The sequence below is a fragment of the Amycolatopsis sp. lyj-108 genome (assembly GCF_046549005.1).
Classification (GTDB): domain Bacteria; phylum Actinomycetota; class Actinomycetes; order Mycobacteriales; family Pseudonocardiaceae; genus Amycolatopsis.
This window is the reverse complement of sequence record NZ_JAJPWQ010000011.1, coordinates 200,190-217,096: the sequence shown is the minus strand read 5'-3', so window position 1 is coordinate 217,096 and position 16,907 is coordinate 200,190. Positions and strand designations below refer to the sequence as shown.

Below are 16,907 nucleotides of genomic sequence, written 5' to 3'. Positions count from 1 at the left end.
CAAGTACATGAAGGCCCCCTTCCTTGCGCCTAGGTACAGGAAGGGGGCCTTCATGTACTGCTTCTAGGGCCGGGTCCGCCAGAGCACCAGCACGAAGTACGGCGTCCCGACCATCGCGATGACCAGACCCGCCGGGATCTGGGCGGGTGCGATGACGGTCCGCCCGAGGGTGTCCGCGACGCTCACCAGCAGCGCGCCGAGCGCCGCGGCCACCGGGATAACCCGGCCGTGCCGTCCGCCGACCAGCGAACGCGCCAGATGCGGCGCGACCAGTCCGACGAACACGACCACGCCGATCGCGGACACCGCGGTGGCCGCCAGGATCCCGGAAGCCCCCAGCACGATCAGCCGCGACCGCTCGATCCGCATCCCGAGCACGCGCGGGGTGTCCTCGTCGAGGGCCTGCAGGTCCAGTTCGCGGTGCTTGATCCACAACAACGGCGTCAGCGCGAGCAGCGCCAGCGCCACGGGCGCGACCTGTTCCAGCGTGCGGCCGTAGGTCGACCCCGAAAGCCAGGTCAGCGCCTTGGCCGAGTTCCACGGGTCGGAGACCACGATCAGCAGGTTGATCAGCGCCATCCCGGCCGACCAGACCGCGATACCGATGATCACCAGCCGGTCCGAATCGAGCCCCGAACGCCAAGCCAGCCCGTAGACCAGCAGGAACACCACGGCCGCGCCGAGACCGGCGGCACCGGCGATCGACCAGGCGCCGACGGCGGGGACGATGGTGATCAGCGTGATCGCGCCGAGCCCGGCGCCCGCGGTGATGCCGAGCAACCCGGGTTCGGCGAGCGGGTTGCGGCTGACCGACTGGATCCCGCAGCCCGACACCGCCAGCGCGGCGCCGGCGAGCAGCGCGGCCAGCACCCGCGGAAGTCGTTGGTCCAGCACGAAGGTGAGGGCGGTCCCGGTGTTGCCGGTGACCCAGTTCGCGAGGTCGCCGAGCAGCACCATCCGGTCGCCCAGCATCAGGCCCACCACCGGGATGACGGCGAGCAGCGCCACGAGCACGACGGAAATGGTCACGAGCCGTCGGGTCGATCCGGCGAGCCCGACCCGTCCAGCCGGAGCTGGACGACGTGAGCCGCTGCCCCGGCCGCGTCGCGCCAGCCACACCATCACGACGGCGCCGACGATCGTGGTCACCACCCCGGTCGGCACCCGCACGGCGGCGGCCGAACCCATGATCGCCCGCAGCGCGACGTCGGCGCCGAGCACCGTCACCACGCCGACCAGCCCGGACACCGGCAGCAGCGCGCGGTGTTTGGCGATCGGCAGCAGCAGCCGCGTGATCACCGGCGCGCTCAGCCCGACGAAGCCGACCGGTCCGGCGACGGTCACCGCCGCCGCGGTCAGCGCGACGGTCAGCAACACCGCGCCGACCCTGGTCCGGCGTACCCGCAGGCCGAGCAGAGTCGCGTTGTCGTCGCCGAGGGCGAGGACGTCGAGTTTGCGGCCCATCACGATGAGCGCCACCACGGCGATCACCACGATCGGCGTCATCTGGGCGGTCGCCCGCAGATCGGAAACGGTGAGCGAGCCGCTGCCCCAGGCGAACAGTCCGTTCGTCTCCTGCTCGAACAGGAGCAGCAGCAGGATCGTCACCGAGTGCAGCGCCAGCAGCACCGCCGAGCCCACGAGCACCAGCCGCGGACTCGCCGAACCGCCGCCCGCGAGGCCGAGCACGATGACGGCCGCGACGAGCCCGCCCGCGAACGCCGCCCCGCCGACCGGCACGAGCGGCAGCGAAAGCCCGAACGCGGAAATGACCACCACGGCGAAATGCGCGCCCGCGTTGACCGCGAGCGTGTCGGGCGAGGCGAGCGGATTCCGTGCCACGGACTGCATTCCCGCGCCCGCGACGCCGAGCGCGACCCCGAGCAGCAACGCGGCGAGCAGCCGGGGGACGCGCGAACCCTCCAGTACCGCGAGGGTTTGCGCGTCGCCATGGCCGAAGATCGCCTTCACCACGTCCAGCGGACCGGACGTCGAGGTGCCCTGGGTCAGGTGGATGCCGGCGAGGACGACGATGAGCGCCACCAGTCCCGCCGACACCGCGATGGTGCGGGCACGCATCAGGTCGTGACTGCCTTCACGATCTGGTCGGCGGTCATGATGATCGACTTCGGCCCGCCGAAGGTCCACGTCCCGGCCTCCAGCTTGTGGATCTTCTTCGAGACCACGAACGGCAGGCGCTGGTAGACGGCGTTCTGCGCGAGCCCGGTGGTGAAGACGTCCTCTTCGGCCGCGCTGTAGAACAGCACGGTCTTCGGGTCGGTGAGCGCGGTCAGGCCCTCGACGTCGGTCTGGCCGAGACCCCACTGCGGGTCGACCTTGCCGGTCCAGGCGTTCTTCAGGCCGACGGCCTCGGCGGTGTCGGAGACCAGCGAGCCCTTGCCGAACGGGCGGATGCTGACGGTGCTGCCTTCGAGGTAGCCGTCGGCCATCAAGAACGGGGTGCCCGCGACGCCCTTGGCCTCGACGGTCTTCTTGCCCTCGGCGAGTTTGTCGTCCATTTCGGACAGCACCCCGTCCGCTTCGGGCTCCTTGCCGACCGCCTTCGCGATCAGCTTGAAGTCCTCGCGCAGGCGGTCGAAGTTGCGGCTCGCGTCGCTGGACTTGGTGACCACGACCGGCACGTACTTCTCGATCTGCGGCACCAGCGTCGAGTCGCGCTCCTCGGCCATGATGACGACGTCCGGGTTCAGTCCGACGATCGCGTCGACGCTGGGCTCGTTGCGCTTGCCGACGTCCTTGACCTCGGCGGTCAGCGGGGCGGCCTTGTCCCACACGTTGTAGCCCGCGACGTCCGCGGCGCCGACCGGCATGACACCGAGCGAAGCGACCATTTCGGCCTCGCCCCACTCGAGCGCGACGACGCGCTTGGCGGGGGCCTTGAGGGTGACGGTCTTGCCGCGTGAGTCGGTCACCGTGACCGGTCCGCTCGCGGCGGCGGACTCGCTCGGCGCGGCCGCGGTGTTCTCGGTGGTGCCGCAGGCGGACAGCAGCAGGGCCGTCGCCGTGACGAGGACGGCAGGGGTTGGCAAACGCATGGTACTTCCTGGATTTCTCAGGCGGGCCTGGGCGAATGCCGCCCGAGTGGCCTGCAGTGGATCGCGCCCGTCACCGGGTCGTTCGCGACGTGGACGGTGACGCCGTAGGCCCGGGAAAGGTGCTCGGAGGTGAGCACCTGCCCGATGTCACCCGTGGCCACGATGGTTCCCTCGCTCAGCAGCACGACCTCGTCGGCGATGATCGCCGCGTGGTCGAGATCGTGCAGGACCACGCCGACCGCGACGCCTTCGTTGGCCAGATCGCGGACGACGTCGAGGATCTCGACCTGATAGCGCAGGTCGAGATGGTTGGTGGGCTCGTCGAGTAGCAGTACGGAGGTCTGCTGGGCGAGACAGGACGCGAGCCAGACCCGCTGCAGTTCGCCGCCGGACAGTTCGTCGACGCCGCGTTCGGCCATCGGGGTCACACCGGTCAGCTCCATCGCGCGGCGGATCGCGGCGGCGCCGTCGACGTCCACCCCGCGCCAGCCCGACCGGTACGGATACCGGCCGTAGGAGACGACGTCGCGCACCGAGACCCCGCTCGGCGTGGGCCGGTGCTGGGTCAGCAACGTGACCCGGCGGGCGAACTCCTTGCCGGACAACGCGTTCCCGCCCCAGACGGGGCGTTCCCCGAGCCGGACGCTGCCTTCGCGAGGCTTGTGCAGCCGCGCCAGCGAACGCAGGAGCGTCGACTTGCCGGACCCGTTCGGCCCGACCAGCGCGGTCACGGTGCCGGCGCGCAGCGACAGTGACACGCCGTCCACCACGGTCCGCTCTTGGTGCGCGAGCACCAGGTCATGGCCGGTGAGCAGCGCGTCTTCCGTAGACATGAGGGGAGCCTAACCTAAGGTGAGGCGGGTACCCATGTCGCGAGAGACACAGAGCGCGGGGTGATTGTCCGGTTACGCCGTTCGCGCCAGTTCGCGCCTGCGCTTGGCCAGCCGCTTCCCGACGATCCCGTGCCGCGGCCCGAACAGGTACACCAGCGTGAACCCGGCGCCCTGCACCAGCACGATCATCCCGCCGGACGCGGTGTCGAGGTGATAGCTCAGGTACAGGCCGGTCACCGCGGCGAGCACCGAGAACGACGGCGCGATCACGAGCATGCGGCCGAACCGGTCGGTCAGCAGGTAAGCCGTGGCGCCGGGGATGATCAGCATCGCCACCACGAGGATCACGCCGACCACCTGCAGCGCCACGACCGCGGTCAGCGCGAGCAACCCGAGCAGCGCGGCGCCGAGCATCCGCGGGTTGAGCCCGATGGCGTGCGCGTGCGTGGGATCGAAGGCGTACAAGGTGAAATCGCGGCGTTTGAGCACCAGAAGGGTGAGCGTGATGGCGCCGAGGACGCCGATCTGGATCAGGTCCGAGGTGTCGACACCGAGCAGGTTGCCGAAGATGATGTGGTTCAGGTCGGTCTGGCTCGGCGTCACCGAGATCAGCACGAGCCCGAGCGCGAACAACGTGGTGAACACGATGCCGATCGCGGCGTCCTCCTTGACCCGGCTGGTGTCCCGGACGACGCCGATCAGTGCCACGGCGAGGAATCCGAAGACGACGGCGCCGAGCGCGAAGGGCGCGCCGAGGACGTACGCGAGCACGACGCCGGGCAGCACCGCGTGCGAGACCGCGTCGCCCATCAGTGACCAGCCGATCAGCACCAGCCAGCAGGAGAGCACCGCGCAGACGGCGGACGCGATGACCGTGGACGCCAGCGCCCGCACCATGAAGTCGTAGCTCAGCGGTTCGAGGAACAGGTCGTAGACGCTCACGCGAGCTCCTCTTCCCGTTGCAGGACATCGAGTCCGAAGGCCAGCGCGAGGTTTTCGGGCCGGAGCACCTCGCCGGGGGAGCCGTGCGCGAGCACCTTGCGCATCAGCAGGATCGCTTCGTCGGCGAGGCCGGGCAGCGCGTGCAGGTCGTGAGTGGAGATCAGGACGGCGGCGCCGTCGGCCGCGAGTTCCTTGAGCAGCCGGGTGATCGTGGCTTCGGACCGCTTGTCCACGCCGGCGAACGGCTCGTCCAGCAGCAGGACGCGGGCGCCTTGGGCGATGCCGCGCGCGACGAACGCGCGTTTGCGCTGCCCGCCGGACAACTGGCCGATCTGCCGTCCGGCGAGTTCGGTCAGTTCGACCCGCTCCAGCGCGTGGTCGACGGCTTCGTGGTCCGCGCGCCGCGGCCGCCGGGTGAAGCCGAGCCGTCCGTAACGGCCGGTCATCACGACATCCCTTACGGACAGCGGAAACGACCAGTCGACGTCTTCGCTCTGCGGCACGTACCCGATCACGCCGGTCTTGCGCGCACGGGCGGGGGTGCCGCCGTCGATCGAGACCGTGCCGGTGTCCGGCCGGACCATGCCCATGATGGTCTTGAACAGCGTCGACTTGCCGGAGCCGTTCATCCCGACCAGCCCGCAGACGTGACCGTGTTCGAGCGTGACGTCGACGCCGTCGAGCGCGAGGACGTCGCCGTAGTGCACGGTGACGCCTTCGACGCGGATCGCGGCCGTCACGGCTTCGCCCCGGTGAGCGCGGCGACGATCGTCTTCGAGTCGTGGCGGATGAGGTCGAGGTAGGTCGGTACCGGGCCTTCGGGGCCGGACAGGGAATCGACGTAGAGGACGCCGCCGAACGCGGCACCGCTCGCGGAGACGACCTGCCGCATCGGGGCGTCGGAAACGGTCGACTCGCAGAACACCGCGGGGACCTTGTTCTGCTTCACGAATTCGATGGCGCGGGTGATCTGCTGCGGCGTGGCCTGCTGTTCGGCGTTGACCGCCCAGATGTACCGCTCGGTGAGGCCGGTGTCGCGCGCGAGGTAGGAGAAGGCGCCTTCGCAGGTGACCAGCGCTCGCTCGTTCCGCGGCAGGCCGCTCAGCGCACTCGTCATCTCGTCCCGCACCTCCTTCAGTTTCGCCTTGTAGGCGTCGCCGTTGGCCTTGAACACGGCGGCGTCGCCGGCGGAGAGCTCGCTGAACGCCTTCACCATGTTGTCCACGTAGATACCCACATTCGTCGGAGACATCCACGCGTGCGGGTTCGGCTTTCCCTGGTAGGCGTCTTCGCCGATGGCGATGGGCTGGACACCCTCGCTGACCACCTTGTGCGGCGCGTCGCTCTCCTTGACGAACCGGGCGAACCACGCCTCCAGGTTCAGCCCGTTGTCGAGGATCAGGTCGGCCTTCGCGGCCTTCTTGATGTCGTCCGGGGTGGGCTCGTAGCCGTGGATCTCGGCGCCGGGTTTGGTGATCGACTCGACCTTGAGCTTGTCGCCCGCGACGTTCGAGGCGATGTCCGCCAGGACCGTGAACGTGGTCAGCACGACGGGCCGCTTGTCGTCCGTGCCGCCGCTCGTTGCGTCGCCCGTACCGCCGCAAGCGGACAGGACGAGTGCCGTCGATGCCGCCAGCGCGCACACGGTCTTGCGCAGATTCGCCATACCGCGAGTTTAGAGTTCGGTGCGCCGAACTTCCAACTCTCGTGTGCCTTAAATCTCCGTGGTGGTCCGGTCCCGCTCCCGCACGGTCTCCAGCAGGAGCTGCGAGACGTCGCGCACGGTGACGTTCTGGCCACGCTGTTCGCTCTGCCGCTGCACGAGACCGTCGTTCAGCATCACGCGGCAGAACGGACAGCCGGTGACGATGGTTTCGGCGTCCGTGCCGAGTGCCTCGTCGACGCGTTCGAGGTTGATGCGCTTGCCGATCTGCTCTTCCATCCACATCCGCGCGCCGCCGGCACCGCAGCAGAGCGAGCGGTCGGCGTGCCGGGGCATCTCGCTCAGCGTCGCGCCGGTCGCGCCGACGAGTTCGCGCGGCGGCTCGTAGACCTTGTTGTGGCGGCCGAGGTAACACGGGTCGTGGTAGGTCACCGGGCCGGCGTCGACCGGTTTGACCGGCGTGAGCTTGCCCGCTCGGACGAGCCGGTTCAGCAGTTGCGTGTGGTGCAGGACCTCGTAGTGCCCGTCCAGTTGCGGGTACTCGCGGCCGAGCGTGTTGAGACAGTGCGGGCAGGTGGTGACGATCTTGCGGGTACCCGGTTCGCGGCCCTCGAACACCGCGTTCAGCGTCTCGACCGTCTGCTGCGCGAGCATCTGGAAGAGGAACTCGTTGCCGGAGCGGCGCGCCGGGTCGCCGGTGCAGGACTCGTCGGTGCCGAGGATCGTGTACTTCACCCCGGCCAAATGCAGGAGCTCCGCGGTGGCGCGGACGGTCTTGCGGGCGTTGTCGTCGAAGGCGCCCGCGCAACCGACCCAATAGACGTACTCGACGTCTTCGCCGAGTTCGCCGTCGAAGATCGGCACCTCGAAGTCGAGATCCGTCGTCCACGCGAGGCGGTCGGAATTGTTCTGACCCCAGGGGTTTCCCTTGGTCTCGAGGTTCTTGAACAGCACGCCGAGTTCGCTCGGGAAGGCCGACTCGATCATCACCTGATAGCGGCGCATGTCCACGACGTGGTCGACGTGCTCGATGTCGACAGGGCACTGCTCGACGCAGGCTCCGCACGTGGTGCAGGACCAGAGGACGTCCGGATCGATGACGCCGAAGTCCTCCTTGGTGCCGACCAGCGGACGTTCTTCAGGCGCTTCCTTGCCGTCGAGGATGTACGGCGCCTTCTCGAAGAGATGGTCGCGCAGATCCATGATCATCAGCTTGGGGGACAAGGGTTTCCCGGTGTTCCACGCCGGGCACTGCGACTGGCAGCGGCCACATTCGGTGCAGGTGGCGAAGTCGAGCATGCCCTTCCAAGTGAAGTCCTCGATCTTGCCGCGGCCGAACGTGTCGTCCTCGCCCGGATCCTCGAAGTCGATCGGCTTGCCGCCGGACTCCATCGGCAGCAGCGGGCCGAGCGCGTCCGGCAGACGTTTGGCGGTCACGTTGACCGGCGCGAGGAAGATGTGCAGGTGCTTGGAGTAGAGCACGATCGACAGGAACGCGAGCATCACGCCGATGTGCAGCAGCAGCCCGACGGTCTCCAGCGGTTCGGTGACCGCGGGGCCGAGCGGCTCCAGGAGTTCGCCGACGCCGAGGGAAACCCACGCGCCCGACTCGTACGGGAAGACGCCGACCGCCGCCGACGCGCCCCGGAAGAGGAACATCGTCCAGATCACGTTGAAGATCATGAACAGGATCAGCCAGGCGCCGCCGGTGTGCGATCCGAAGAACCGCGACGCGCGGTCTTTCCGTTCGGGGGCCTGGCGGATCCGGATGACCGCGAACACCGCGAGCGAGACGAGCACCGCGACCGCGATGAAATCCTGGAGGAACCCCAGAACCGCCCAGTGCCCGATGAGCGGGATGTGGAAGTCGTGGTCGAACAGGGCGCCGTACGCCTCGACGTAGACGGAGCCGAGGATCACGAAACCCCAGAACGTGAACAGATGCGCGAGCCCGGGGACGGACCACTTCAGCAGTTTGCGCTGCCCGAAGACCTCGGCCAGATGCGTTTTCGCGCGGACGGCCATGACGTCCGAGCGTTTTTCGTCCGGCTGGCCGGACCGGATCAGTTTGGCGAGCCAGAGCGCGCGGCGGGCGGCGAAGGCGAGACCGACGACGGTGATGAGCAGACCGAGGATGAGACGAACGAGCACGAGTCCTCCGGGGGAGAATCGGCTCAGTGAGAGCCGGTGTAGTACCGGCACGCCTTGCAGGCGTACCGCATTTTGGCCACTCGCCACCGTTTTCGGTAGGCCTCGAGATGGCCCGGTCGTGGCGGATGCACGCCGAGCCGGTGGTGACGGCGGATCCGCCGCCCCGTTTCGAAGAGTTCGGTCGCCAGGCCGAGATAGGCGCGCCTGAGCGCGATACCCGGCTCCGCGGCGAGATTGTCCCGGCAGAACCGGTGCAGCAGAGCCAGATCCGGGAGGCCGGGGGTGGTAACGCCGGGCAGGTGCTCGACCACGCCGAGACCGGGATGTCCGGCGGGAACGGAGAATCTCGCGGGAAGTCCACAATGGACGCAGGTGAGCGTGCAACTCAGACATCGGGTGACGTGGCGGATTCGCCGTTCGCGCCGATCCTCGTCGACCGTTTCGCGAACGTGCCACCCCATGGAGCCTCCCAAGACCGTGGTGTGTCCTGTGTCACTCTCAATACTGGAGAGTAGGGCGCGCTCCGGCGGTGCGACAGGTCCAACTGGATGGCTTCGGAGCGGCCGGTCGGCGTAACCCCACCTCGCAATCAGTCACCTACTTGCGGGCGGGGTCGGGCGCAAGTAGGTGACTGATTGCGGGGAGCACTGTGACCCACTCGTAGCCGAAAACGGCCCGCCCGGCGTCACGCGCTGGTTATAGTCCTGACCCGGGGTAATGGGGAGGGAACGACGGCGATGGGCGGGTTCGTCACCGCGGCTCTGGGGTTTCCGGCCGTGCTCTTCAGTTTCTTGCTGATCGTGGTGATCGGCTATTGGCTGCTGGCCCTGCTCGGTGCCTTCGATCTCGACGAGTTCGACGGCGGCGAAGGGCTACTGGCGGGCTTCGGCGGGGTCCCACTGTCCATTTCGCTCTCTCTACTGATCGCATTCACCTGGTTCGCCAGCCTGGCAGGGACGGTTCTTCTCGATGACCTTGAGCTTTCGACACCATCGAGGATCGGGTTCGGGGCAGGCGTGGTCGCCGTCGCGCTCGTCCTCGGCACACTCGGGACGAGGGTGATCGTGGTGCCACTGCGCCGGGTGTTCGGTCCCGCGAAGGAACCGAGCAGGAGAGACTTCATCGGCCGGGCCGCGGTCATCCGCACCTCGTCGGTCACTCATGACTTCGGCCAGGCCGAAGTCGCCGCCGCCGACGGGTCCACGGCCATTGTGGACGTTCGGCAGGCAGGCCAAGGCAACCTCACGGCGGGCAGCCGCGTAGTTCTCTATGACTACGACTCCGAAGGCGAGTTCTTCTGGGTCGAGTCCTTGGACATCTGAAGCAGAAAAGGAAAACCTATGGGTGCCATCAGCGTGGGGGCCGGCGTTCTGATCGCCGTGATAGTTGTCATCCTCCTGGTCTTGCTGTTCACGATCACCAGGTTGTTCAAGAAGGTGCCGCAGGGTAAGGCGCTGATCATCTCGAAGGTCCGTCGCGTCGACGTCACGTTCACCGGCGCGATCGTCCTGCCGGTGCTGCACAAGGCCGAGATCATGGACACCTCGGTCAAGGCGATGGAGATCACCCGCACCGGCCGCGAGGGCCTGATCTGCCGGGACAACATCCGCGCCGACATCCGGATCTCGTTCTTCGTGCGGGTCAACAAGACCACCGAGGACGTGATCAAGGTCGCGCAGGCCATCGGCACCGAACGCGCGAGCGACGAGGCGACCCTGCAGGAGCTGTTCAACGCCAAGTTCTCCGAGGCGTTGAAGACCGTCGGCAAGCAGCTCGACTTCGTGGACCTCTACACCAAACGTCACGAGTTCCGCGACCAGATCATCCGCGTCATCGGCACCGACCTCAACGGGTACAGCCTCGAGGACGCGGCCATCGACTACCTCGAGCAGACGCCGATGGCGCAGCTCGATTCGGCGAACATCCTCGACGCGCAGGGTATCCGCAAGATCACCGAGCTGACCGCGATCGAGCACGTGCGCACGAACGAGTTCCGCCGCAGCGAGGAAAAAGAGATCACCCGCCAGAACGTGGACGCCCGCGAGGCGATCCTCGAACTGGAGCGGCGGCAGGCCGACGCGGAGATCAAGCAGAACCGCGAGGTCGAGACCATGCGGGCGCGTGAAGAGGCCGAGATCGCGAAGGTGCAGGCGGAGGAGCGGCTCAAGTCGCAGGCCGCGGGGCTGCGCACCGACGAGCAGCTCGGCATCCAGCACCAGAACCAGCAGCGTGAGATCGAGGTCGCCGGCAAGAACCGCGAGCGGGTGATCGCCATCGAGAGCGAGCGTATCGAGAAGGACCGCTTGCTCGAGGTCATCGGCCGCGAACGCGAGACCGAACTCTCCCGCATCGCCAAGGACAAGGAAGTCGAGACCGAGAAGCGGTCGATCGCCGAGGTGATCCGTGAGCGGATCGCGGTCGAGAAGACCGTGGCGGAGCAGGAAGAGAACATCAAGAAGCTTCGCGTCGTCGAAGAGGCGGAGCGTCAGCGCTCGGCCATCATCATCCGGGCCGAGGCGGAGGCGCAGGAAAGCCTGGTCAAGGACATCAAGGCCGCGGAGGCCGCCGAGGTGGCCTCGAAGCACAAGGCCCGCGAGGAACTGACGCTGGCCGAAGCGCGCCAGCAGGCCGCCGAACTGGACACCCGCGCGAGGATCCGCCTGGCCGAAGGCATCCAGGCCGAGGAGGCCGCCATCGGGCTGGCCGCGGCGCAGGTCAAGGAACGCGACGCCGACGCGCTGGAGAAGGTCGGCCGCGCCGAGGCGATCGTCGAACGCGAGAAGGCGATCGTGCTCGCCGACGGGATGCGCGACAAGCTCAAGGGCGAGGCCGAAGGTCTCACCGAGAAGGCCGCAGCGATGGCCGCGCTCGACACCGCCAGCCGCCAGCACGAGGAGTACCGCCTGCGCCTGGAGGCCGAGAAGGAGATCCGGCTCGCCGCGCTCAACGTGCAGCGCGAGGTCGCCGAGGCACAGGCCACGGTCCTCGGCATCGGGCTGGAGAAGGCCGACATCGACATCGTCGGCGGCGAGACGATGTTCTTCGAGAAGGTGATCGGTTCGATCGGGCTCGGCAAGAGCGTGGACGGCTTCGTCGAGCACTCGGACGTCATCCAGACCCTCGGGAAGTCGTGGCTCGACGGTTCGGGCAGCTTCACCGACGACCTGACGAAACTGGTCGGCTCCGTGAGCACGGAGGACGTGAAGAACCTGACGCTGTCGGCCTTCCTGGCCAAGCAGTTGCAGGCGGGCGGCCCGGACAGCGACAAGCTGCGTGAGCTGCTGTCGATGGCGCAGCGGCTCGGCCTCGCTGAGACCTCTGTCGCCACCCTCGCCCCCGCGAAGCAGTGACGACGACCGAACCGGCGGCAGGAACGGAGCAGCTGGACGCGGGCACCTATGAGGTGCTCCGCGCCCGGCTCGCCGCACAGGCCGCCGAACTGGCGAAACGCGCGGACGAGCTCAACAAGGCGCGGCTCGGGGTCTTCGGCAGCGCGCAGCTCGCGCTGATCGGCACGGAGCGGATCCGCACGGCGAACAACTGCGTGCCGCGGGACGTCGTGTCGGTCGGCGGGCGGATGTTGTTCGGCTACAACGTCTTCATCGGGCTCAAGCCCGAGACGACGGTCGACGACGTCTTCTCGCTGCACGGCTTCAGTCATGACGAAGAAGCCTTCCGCTTCGACGACGTGCCCGCCGAAGAGCTGCCGGAGCTGTTGCGCGACGAGCATTTCGTCCGCGACTTCGCCGAGCTGTACCGCTACTACCGGCAGGCGAAGCTGCTGCAGCTGCGGCGGGTCGAGGGCAAACTGCTCGCGGTGTTCCAGATCGGTCCGCGGACCGAGGACATCCGGGTGTTGCGCTGGGGTATCGCCGCGGACGGCACGGTGTCCTATGTGGACAGCCGAGGTGAACGCGACCACGTCTTCCCGCCGTCGCACGATTTCGAATGGATCGAGACCAGCCGCGAACAGCACGTTCTCGGCCGGCACCCGCACATCTCGATCGAGGACGAGGTGTTCGTCGAGACCGTCGGCGGCAACCTGACGATCAAGGTCGAGAACAACACCGAAACCGGTGAGGGCGTCTACGCCGAGCCGGTCGACGAGCCGTTGCAGAGCCTGGCCGACGCCGAGGTGTCCTATGCCAGGATCGGCCCGCTGATCCTGCTGCGGATACTGCCGTACAAGGAGACCGTCCACCGGTACCTGGTCTTCAACACCCGCACGCGCGACGTCGTGCGCCTCGACGGGATCGGGCAGGCGTGTCAGCGGCTGCCCGAGGACCACGGGATCATCTTCCCCGGCGGCTACTACCTCGACACGGGTGTCAGCAAGACGTTCGACACCACCGTGGACGGTCTCGAATTCGAGCGCGTGATCCGCTCGCCCAACGGCGAGGACGTGCTCTACGTCTTCCACGCTCGGGCCGACGGACGCTCGCTTCTCCTGCCGTACAACGTGATCCGCAAAGAGGTCTCGAACCCGATCCCGTGCCACGGGTACTCGCTGTTCGACGACGGCACGATGGTGTTGTTCCGCGCGCTGTCCGACGAGCCGAGCCGTGTGCACCCGATGCAGGTGTGGCGGACGCCGTTCCAATCCGACACCTACGCCGCGTCGCAGCCGACTGGTACCGGGCCGCTGGAGCGGGTCGGCAACGCCGATCTGGTCCGCGGGATCTCGGACTGTCTTTCGATCGGCCGGATGGTCGGCGAGATGGCGCCGTCCGCGGCGGTGTTCGAGGCACTGATCGCCGCCTGTGCGCGGGTCTTCGACCACTACCACTGGCTCGGGGAGGCCGAACTCGGCGATCTGCGGTCGCCGTTGTCGGACGTCCGCGTCACCGCGGAACAGGTGCTCGACGAGTTCGAGACGGTCACCGCGCTCACTTCGCAGGCGGCCGACGCCGTCGAGGAAGCCGCCGCGGAAACCGCGTCGCTCGTGCGGAAGGTGCGGGGCGAGGCACTGAACGCGGCCGACGCGTGGGTGCGCAGGCTCGCCGAAATGCACCGCGCGCGAGGTCATCTCGTCACCGTGCGGGAACTGCGCTATGTCGACACCGACCGCGTCGACAAGCTGATCGCCGACCTCGACACGGAATTCGGCGAGGCCGCGCAGCGCGCCGTCCGGTTCCTGCAGGGCGAAGACGCGTTCACGAGCTATCACGCCGAGGTCGACGGGCTGATCGAGGCCGCGGGCGCGATCTCCACCGTCGCCGAGGCCGTCCCGGTCGCCGAACAGCTGGACGAGCAGTCCGGCGGACTCGAAGTCCTCACCGACGTCGTCGGCGGGCTGGAGATCGCGGACGCCGTGGTGCGGACGAAGATCCTCGAACGTGTCGGCGAGGTCATCGGCGCGGTCAACCGGGCGCGGGCCACGCTCGAAGCACGGCGCAAGGAGCTGCTGGAAACCGAGGGCCGGGCGGAGTTCGCCGCCGAGTTCGCGCTGCTCGCACAGGCGATCACCGGCGGGCTCGCGGTCGCGGACACGCCGGACCGCTGCGACGAGCAGCTCGGCAGACTGCTGCTGCAGCTGGAAAACCTCGAATCGCGGTTCGGCGAGTTCGACGATTTCCTCGCGTCGCTCGGCGAGAAGCGCACCGACGTCTACGAGGCGTTCTCCTCGCGTAAGCAGGCGCTGCTCGACGAACGGGCGCGTCGCGCGGACAGGCTGGTCGACTCGGCCGAGCGGATCCTCGCGAGCGTGTCCCGGCGGGTCGGCACACTCGGTTCGGTCGACGAGATCAACACCTACTTCGCCTCAGACCCGATGGTCGCGAAGCTGCGCAGTGTGGTCGCCGAACTGCGTGACCTCGGCGATCAGGTGCGTGCCGAAGAACTCGAAGGCCGGGTCAAGGCCGCCCGCCAGGAGGCAGGCCGCGCGCTGCGCGACAGGCTCGACCTCTACGGCGAGGGCGGGGAGACGATCCGCCTCGGCCGCAACACCTTCGCGGTCAACACGCAGGACATCGACCTCACCCTGGTGCCGCACGACGGCGGGATGAAGTTCGCGATCACCGGGACGGACTACCGCTCGCCCGTGCGCGATGAGTCGTTCGAAGCGACGCGGCCGTACTGGGACCAGCTGCTGGTCTCGGAGTCGCCCGAGGTCTATCGCGCCGAGTACCTGGCGACGTCGATCCTGGCCGACAAGCCGGACCTGCAAGACGCGGATCTGCTGGAGGTCGTCCGGCGCGTCGCCGGTGACCGCTACGACGAGGGTTACGCGCGTGGCGTGCACGATCACGACGCCGCCGCGATCCTGTCGGTGTTGCTGCGCCTGCGGTCCGCCGCCGGGTTGCTGCGCTATCCGCCCGCCGCGAGGGCGTCCGCTCAGCTGTTCTGGGCTTTCGGCGCGGAAGAAGCGGCGAAGTCCGCCTGGACGACGCGCGCCGCGTCACTCGCGCGGGTGCGGGAGGCTTTCGGGCACACCACGGCGATCGACGCGCTGGCGCGGGAGCTCACCGAGGCGATGGCGGCGTTCGCCACGTCGTCCGGGCTGACGCTGGATCTCGAACTCGCCGGCGAGTACCTGTTCGAGGAACTGGCCGACGGGTCCCCGGGGTTCGTCACCAGCGGTGGGGCACGGACGCTGCTCGACAAGTTCCGGCTCGACCGCCGTAGCTTCGCCGAAGACCTGCGTGCCCTCGAAGACCTCGCCGACCGCTACCAGCTCGCCGAAGCCTGGCTCACGTCCTTTGTGGAATCTTCCGGTCTGCCTGGCGACGAATTGGCGGAGGCCGTCGCGATCGAACTGGCGGACTTGCCCCGCTACGATTCCTCGGCGGAGCTATCGGCCACTGTGGACGGTCTGCTCGGCTCCCATCCGCGGATCGTCAACCGATCCCTGACCCTGCGGCTCGACGAGACGCTCGCCAGGACGCTGCGGTTCCGGCGTGACCGGGTGCCGGGTTTCCGGGCGTACCAACGGCTGCGCAACGACCTGGTGGCGGCCGAACGCGACAGGCTGCGGCTGACGGAGTACAAACCGAAGGTGATGAGTGCCTTCGTGCGCAACAGGTTGCTCGACGAGGTCTACTTGCCGTTGATCGGCGACAACCTCGCCAAGCAACTCGGCGCGACCGGCGACGCGCGGCGTACCGACCAGTCCGGTCTGCTGTTGCTCATCTCGCCGCCCGGTTACGGCAAGACGACCCTCATGGAGTACGTCGCGAGCCGCCTCGGGCTGGTGTTCGTCAAGGTGAACGGGCCGGCCCTCGGGCACGACGTCACATCGGTGGATCCGGCGGACGCGCCCAACGCGACCGCGCGGCAAGAGGTCGAGAAGATCTCGTTCGCGCTGGAGCAGGGCAACAACGTGCTGCTGTATCTGGACGACATCCAGCACACCTCGCCGGAACTGCTGCAGAAGTTCATCTCGCTGTGCGACGCGCAACGGCGGATGGAAGGCGTGTGGGAAGGCCGGACGCGGACCTATGACCTGCGGGGCAAGCGGTTCGCGGTCTGCATGGCCGGTAACCCGTACACCGAACAGGGCAAACGGTTCCGGATCCCGGACATGCTCGCCAACCGCGCGGACGTCTGGAACCTCGGCGATGTGTTGTCAGGCAAGGAAGAACTGTTCGCGCTGAGCTACATCGAAAACTCGCTCACCGCGAACACCGTCCTCGCCCCGCTGGTCTCCCGCGAACGGTCCGATGTGGACGTTCTGGTTCGGTTGGCGCGCGGCGACGGCTCGGTGCGGGCGGATCAGCTGAAGCACGCGTACTCGGCGACCGAACTGGAGCAGATCCTCGCCGTACTGCGGAAACTGACCAAGGTGCAGCGGATCATCCTCAAGAACAACCAGGCCTACATCGCTTCGGCGGCGCAAGCGGACGCGTCCCGGGTCGAACCGCCCTTCCAGCTACAGGGCTCGTACCGGAACATGAACAAACTCGCCGGCCGGATCGTGCCCGCGATGAACGACGCCGAACTCGAAGCGCTGATCGACGACCACTACGCCGGCGAAGCCCAAACGCTGACCTCCGGCGCCGAGGCCAACCTGCTCAAACTGGCCGAACTCCGCGGCCGCCTGACCGACTCGGAGGCCCAGCGGTGGGCGGCCGTGAAGGCGGCGTACCTGCGGGCACAGGCCCTCGGCGGCGACGACGAGGACCCGATGAGCCGCGCGGTCGGCGCGATGGGCCTCCTGGCGGACCGGGTCGGCGCGGTGGAGGCGGCGATTGAGCGAGCTTCGGAACGGATGGTCGTTCGGGATGTGATGTGAGGGCGTTCTTTTGGGTTGGGTTGGCCGCTGTT

General features: G+C 68.0%; 11 protein-coding genes. 3 read left to right on the top strand and 8 right to left on the bottom strand.

All coding sequences use genetic code 11. From position 1 onward, the window contains the following. Nucleotides 1-63: 63 nt before the first annotated feature. From ACLJO0_RS33345 to ACLJO0_RS33310, 8 genes are all read right to left on the bottom strand, one after another. Nucleotides 64-2,079: an iron ABC transporter permease gene (locus tag ACLJO0_RS33345; protein ID WP_410582954.1), complete on the bottom strand. Its 2,016-nt coding sequence runs from the start codon at nucleotides 2,077-2,079 to the stop codon at nucleotides 64-66. Next, nucleotides 2,079-3,056: an ABC transporter substrate-binding protein gene (locus tag ACLJO0_RS33340; RefSeq protein ID WP_410582952.1), complete on the bottom strand. Its 978-nt coding sequence runs from the start codon at nucleotides 3,054-3,056 to the stop codon at nucleotides 2,079-2,081. Before ACLJO0_RS33340 ends, ACLJO0_RS33345 begins: the two co-directional genes overlap by 1 nt. Before the next feature lie 17 nt (nucleotides 3,057-3,073). Then, the gene (locus tag ACLJO0_RS33335) at nucleotides 3,074-3,889 is read right to left on the bottom strand and encodes an ABC transporter ATP-binding protein (RefSeq protein ID WP_410582950.1); all 816 of its coding nucleotides are present in this window, start codon (nucleotides 3,887-3,889) and stop codon (nucleotides 3,074-3,076) included. Nucleotides 3,890-3,961: 72 nt separating this feature from the next. Next, nucleotides 3,962-4,831, bottom strand: coding sequence for a metal ABC transporter permease (locus tag ACLJO0_RS33330; protein WP_410582948.1), 870 nt, complete (start codon nucleotides 4,829-4,831; stop codon nucleotides 3,962-3,964). Further along, a complete protein-coding gene (locus ACLJO0_RS33325; protein WP_410582946.1) occupies nucleotides 4,828-5,571 on the bottom strand; it encodes a metal ABC transporter ATP-binding protein in 744 nt (247 codons plus the stop codon). The genes ACLJO0_RS33330 and ACLJO0_RS33325 overlap by 4 nt, the downstream gene beginning before the upstream one ends. Next, entirely contained in the window at nucleotides 5,568-6,497 is a 930-nt protein-coding gene (locus ACLJO0_RS33320) for a metal ABC transporter substrate-binding protein (protein WP_410582945.1), read from the bottom strand. Before ACLJO0_RS33320 ends, ACLJO0_RS33325 begins: the two co-directional genes overlap by 4 nt. Before the next feature lie 48 nt (nucleotides 6,498-6,545). Then, on the bottom strand, nucleotides 6,546-8,645 hold the full coding sequence (locus ACLJO0_RS33315) for a heterodisulfide reductase-related iron-sulfur binding cluster (protein ID WP_410582944.1): 2,100 nt from the start codon (nucleotides 8,643-8,645) through the stop codon (nucleotides 6,546-6,548). Nucleotides 8,646-8,668: 23 nt separating this feature from the next. Further along, nucleotides 8,669-9,106 carry a hypothetical protein gene (locus ACLJO0_RS33310; protein WP_410582942.1) on the bottom strand — a complete coding sequence of 146 codons (438 nt, stop codon included), beginning with the start codon at nucleotides 9,104-9,106 and terminating at the stop codon, nucleotides 8,669-8,671. A 315-nt stretch (nucleotides 9,107-9,421) separates the two neighbouring features. Here ACLJO0_RS33310 and ACLJO0_RS33305 point away from each other — a divergent pair, with 315 nt between their 5' ends. Genes ACLJO0_RS33305 through ACLJO0_RS33295 form a run of 3 tightly spaced genes read left to right on the top strand, consistent with a single transcriptional unit; the run spans nucleotide 9,422 to nucleotide 16,875 of the window. Beyond that, a complete protein-coding gene (locus ACLJO0_RS33305; RefSeq protein WP_410582941.1) occupies nucleotides 9,422-9,967 on the top strand; it encodes a hypothetical protein in 546 nt (181 codons plus the stop codon). A gap of 18 nt (nucleotides 9,968-9,985) precedes the next feature. Further along, nucleotides 9,986-11,995 carry a flotillin family protein gene (locus ACLJO0_RS33300; protein ID WP_410582939.1) on the top strand — a complete coding sequence of 670 codons (2,010 nt, stop codon included), beginning with the start codon at nucleotides 9,986-9,988 and terminating at the stop codon, nucleotides 11,993-11,995. Then, nucleotides 11,992-16,875 (top strand): DNA repair ATPase, encoded by a 4,884-nt coding sequence (locus tag ACLJO0_RS33295; RefSeq protein ID WP_410582938.1) that lies wholly within the window; start codon nucleotides 11,992-11,994, stop codon nucleotides 16,873-16,875. The genes ACLJO0_RS33300 and ACLJO0_RS33295 overlap by 4 nt, the downstream gene beginning before the upstream one ends. Nucleotides 16,876-16,907 lie beyond the last annotated feature (32 nt).